Raw genomic sequence first — 4,110 nt, 5'->3', positions numbered from 1 at the left:
TGGGATTTTTAATCCAGGCTATAGACGGTGAATTTGCTGATCTTGTAGCGCTTTGCAACAGCGCGCCAAGTTTCTCCATTAGCAATATCGTTAAGAATTTTCTGTCGGAATTGGCGGCAGTAGGTCATAGGATATGCTCAGTTTATTTTTGATAATTCTACTACAAGTTGTTCTTTAATATCTGCTTTGGATAGATTGGATTATAAGTGATTTGACTATATCGTTTAAAAATACTTAAACCATCGCCTTTGCGCCAGCTAATGATAGAGCTGAACCATCCATTTAAGCGTCAGAATATGAGAAAAATCATTAGCTGTCTTGATGCTCTCTGGAAGGGGTAAACATCATGAAAATACTCTATTTCCCAAGCAATTCCTATGAGTTTAGCAAATGGGCTATTGATGACAATAACACCGTTATTGCTACTCACCCTTATTGTCGTGTTTATTATGGCAAAAGGGTTTTTAATGTAGAGGATGCTATAGCTAAAATTGAAAAAGGCGAACGCGCTTATATTTCCGTAGAGCTAGAAAATAAACACTATGAACTCAAAGCATTTAATTTTCTAGTAAGCAAAATTACTGATTTTCCTATTCGCTCTGTTTTAGCACATGAAGTGGAACTCAGAAAAGATCGAGCAATACAGCTACTTGTTAGAAATCATCACTATCTAGCAAAAGCATTAAAGACCGCTATTACAGAAGTCGAGCAATCTATCTAAATAGGCGCAAATGAACCTTATCTTAATGAACTACTGGAGCAACGCCGAGATACATTAGAACTAGACTTAATTGCATTAGAAACTTTTATTTTAGGAGAATGAGAAGTATGGAAGTCAAACAATCAGAAGCAAAAAGAATTCATCTTTATCAAGAATTACGCAAAATTGCTGAAAAGTGGCGCAATGAGCCACACGATACAGATCATCATATCTTTGATTAAGACGACGGGAGTCGTCTTAATCAAAGATATGAATGTCATTGGTTGGACGCTTGAAATTTATGATGATATTACTCAACCTGCATTTCGAATTGCAATTGGTGTATTTGGCGTTACCGTTGACGGAGCTATCTATAAAGCTGTCGGCGTACCAAATGAAATGGCGCAGAGATGGGTTTTACGCTCAAGACCGAAAAGTCAAAGATAAAAATAAGCGCATAAAATAAAAATGAGCGAATTAAAACCCTTCACTGTCATTGAAAATGACGGTGATGAGAATCCTATTATCTATCATTATCCGATTAAAGCTGACGGCATTAAGCGTTTAGCTAAAATTCGGCTATGTGAAGCCTTTAAAGTTGTTGGATACGGTATTGATAGAGCAGGAACGTATTATCATGTCATTCAATACGGCAATAATGAGCATTGCCTGATTGCAAGAGGCGATGTTGGCACAAACGAAGGATGGCGAACACTTAGAAATGTTATTAACATTCCTTCTCAGCGAAGAAAATTAGATCTATTAACAGAATACATCCAAGACCAAAAGCATCAAGAGTATTGGACAATCGTTGATACTGCCGGCTGGCATAATGACGTTTACATTCTGCCCAATGGAGAAATCATTGGACAAACGGATAATATCTACTTCAATGGGCATATTGCAGAAGATAAACGCCGAGCATACAGAGAAAAAGGCACATTAGCAGATTGGCAAAGTCAAATTGGAGTATATGCTGGTGGTAATAGCCGATTGTGTTTATTACTAGGCGCTGCCTTTGCTGCTCCGCTCATGCAATGGCTTAATATTGAAGGGGGCATTATTCATATATACGGCAATTCTACTGGCGGTAAAACCACTTTTCAGCAATGCGCACAATCTGTATGGAGGCATGGTAAAAATGCTAATGAAGATTGGGACAGCACCGCGTATGCACTAACAAATACCGCTGCTGCTTGTAATGATGGCTTATTATCGCTTGATGAAATCAGTAAAGATTATTCGGGACGTAACGTAGGAGATGCCATCTACGCCATTGCTAACGGTAAAGGACGCACAAGAGGTTCGCTAGATAAAGGTAATAGACCAACCGTGAGATTCAGAGTGTTGGGCATTTCATCCGGAGAAACCGATTTAGCGACGCATCTTGTTAATCACGGACAAGCAGTCATGGCAGGACAGCTGGTTCGTTGTCCTGGTATTCCGCATCAATTTGAAACTCATCATGACTTTCCAAGCTTTGCTAGTCTTGCCAATCATCTCAATAAAGCTGTTATTGACCATTATGGCGTTGCAGGGCGAGCATATTTAACTGTATTGACCGATGATGTTGAACACTGGAAACAAAAAGCCATTGAAGTCTTTAATACTCACTTGCAACAGCTACAAAACACTTATCAGCTTAATGCACAAACCGCACGAACAGCGAGATTATTTGTGCAGCAGCAATGGCAGGATTATCGCTTGCTTGCGAATGTGAAATTCTGCCAATTTGGCAAAATGAAGGACTTACGCTAATAGAAAGATGCTTTGAAGATTGGTATGACTTACAGCCAAAAACCGAATCTTATGAAGAGCAGAAAATTTTACAAAATGCCATTGATTTTTTACAAACTAAATCTTTATTTTTTATTGATGCTATCAATGCCACTTTAGTCACCTCATACGAACATCCGGGATTCATTCAACGCGAAAAGGCACAAACGATATTTATTATGTCTATCCAAAAGTCTTTATCGAAGAAATCTGTAAGGGATACGACGAAAACAAAGTCATTGAAGTACTGTATAAAGCAGGCTGGTTAGAAAAAGCAGGTTATGGAAACCGCTGGAGAAAACAACTAAAATACCTTGATACACTCAGTGGGAATTGGAAATCTCGCGGATATTTTTACGTTTTCAATGGTATAGAACCACCAAGCATAGAGAAAGAATCACAATGAAAGTCAAAAAATCATTCAATTTAACTTATCAACATTTAGGAAAACCAATGATAAAGAATTACTATCAACCACATTCTAGATTGCGAAAATATGAACTACAAGTAATATTTAATCCCACTTTAGTGGGATTTTTTATTTTAAAGACTATTTTCCTACATCGAAAAAAGTATTCTTACATCATTCTTACATAGCCATTCTTTAAAACTTCAATATAATCATTGACTTATTACATTATTGCATTTCTTCACGGGTTTTTTGCGCCTATTCAAAATTTATGGCAAAACATTAACTCTATTTGTGATTAATTTTTTAAATTAAAAGAGCCTCGTCATTAACGAGGCTCTAAAATAATTAGCAATTTATTTTGAGGATTGTTCTCGGATAAAATCGCTATACCATTGCACCATCTTTTTTCTTTCTTCGAGATATTCGGCGCGATTATAAGCAGCTCTAACAGCATTGCTTTCTGCGTGAGCTAATTGCCGTTCAATCGCATCAGGATTGAATAATCCGCTTTCGTTTAAAATACTTGAAGCCATTGAGCGAAACCCGTGCGGAACAGCAATTCCTTTGTATCCCATTTTTTTCATCGCTAGGGAGAATGTGTTATCACTCATCATGGAGTTTTTGTTACCAGTAATGATGTAGGGGCTATTGTGTTTATTAAGTGTTCTTAGTTCGGCCAATATATCAAGCGACCAATCTGATAATGGCACAATATGTGGTCTTCCCATTTTCATCCGCTCTTCCGGGATATGCCATTCATCATCTTTTAGCTCTTCCCATTTACCACCTCTAAGCTCACCTACTCGAACAAAAGTCAAAATAAGTAATTGCAAACCGAGTTGAGTTTTTCTATTAGGATACTTTTCTAAACGCTGAAAAAATTCATAGATGCGCTCTTTTGGTAACGAAGGATGATGTTGAACGCGATTATTTTTCCCTCTGACAATTTTCGGGGCAGATTGAGCAGGGTTATAGTGCAATCATCTAAAACCCAACCCAATCCAAAGCAGATAAAAGAATAAAGTATCAATACAATCCATCCGCCATTCTTTGCGGATTTGCTTAATCCAAGCCCACATCTTTTCAATAGGATTTAAGTCTGGACTATAAGGGGGTAACCAAACTATCTCATGCCCATGCTCTTCAATGATTGCTTGAATATCACTGCGTTTATGAAAAGCGGCATTGTCCATGACAATTACACTGTTTTTAGGTAACTCAG

Annotated in this window: 7 protein-coding genes; 4 read left to right on the top strand and 3 right to left on the bottom strand. The window is 37.6% G+C overall.

Features of this window, described 5'->3' with window-relative positions; all coding sequences use genetic code 11:
* Positions 1-8: 8 nt before the first annotated feature.
* Positions 9-128, bottom strand: coding sequence for a helix-turn-helix domain-containing protein (locus A5N85_RS15275; protein ID WP_143143299.1), 120 nt, complete (start codon positions 126-128; stop codon positions 9-11).
* A 218-nt stretch (positions 129-346) separates the two neighbouring features.
* Here A5N85_RS15275 and A5N85_RS12675 point away from each other — a divergent pair, with 218 nt between their 5' ends.
* The 4 genes from A5N85_RS12675 to A5N85_RS12660 all read left to right on the top strand — a co-directional run bounded on the left by A5N85_RS12675 (position 347) and on the right by A5N85_RS12660 (position 2,745).
* Positions 347-721: a hypothetical protein gene (locus A5N85_RS12675; RefSeq protein ID WP_072577534.1), complete on the top strand. Its 375-nt coding sequence runs from the start codon at positions 347-349 to the stop codon at positions 719-721.
* A 213-nt stretch (positions 722-934) separates the two neighbouring features.
* Positions 935-1,147 (top strand): hypothetical protein, encoded by a 213-nt coding sequence (locus A5N85_RS12670; RefSeq protein ID WP_072577533.1) that lies wholly within the window; start codon positions 935-937, stop codon positions 1,145-1,147.
* A gap of 21 nt (positions 1,148-1,168) precedes the next feature.
* The gene (locus A5N85_RS12665; RefSeq protein WP_072577532.1) at positions 1,169-2,458 is read left to right on the top strand and encodes a DUF927 domain-containing protein; all 1,290 of its coding nucleotides are present in this window, start codon (positions 1,169-1,171) and stop codon (positions 2,456-2,458) included.
* Positions 2,389-2,745 (top strand): hypothetical protein, encoded by a 357-nt coding sequence (locus tag A5N85_RS12660; RefSeq protein ID WP_072577531.1) that lies wholly within the window; start codon positions 2,389-2,391, stop codon positions 2,743-2,745. Before A5N85_RS12665 ends, A5N85_RS12660 begins: the two co-directional genes overlap by 70 nt.
* Positions 2,746-3,241: 496 nt before the next feature.
* Here the strand turns inward: A5N85_RS12660 and A5N85_RS12655 are convergent, their stop codons facing one another.
* Complete coding sequence (locus A5N85_RS12655; protein WP_072577530.1) at positions 3,242-3,868, bottom strand: tyrosine-type recombinase/integrase; 627 nt, start codon at positions 3,866-3,868, stop codon at positions 3,242-3,244.
* On the bottom strand, positions 3,869-4,110 hold a 242-nt coding region (locus A5N85_RS12650; protein ID WP_249023979.1), incomplete at its 5' end, for a transposase.

Source organism: Suttonella ornithocola, from assembly GCF_001889065.1.
Taxonomy (GTDB): domain Bacteria; phylum Pseudomonadota; class Gammaproteobacteria; order Cardiobacteriales; family Cardiobacteriaceae; genus Suttonella_A; species Suttonella_A ornithocola.
The sequence above is the reverse complement of the archived record's forward strand: the minus strand, read 5'-3'. Positions and strand labels throughout refer to the sequence as shown.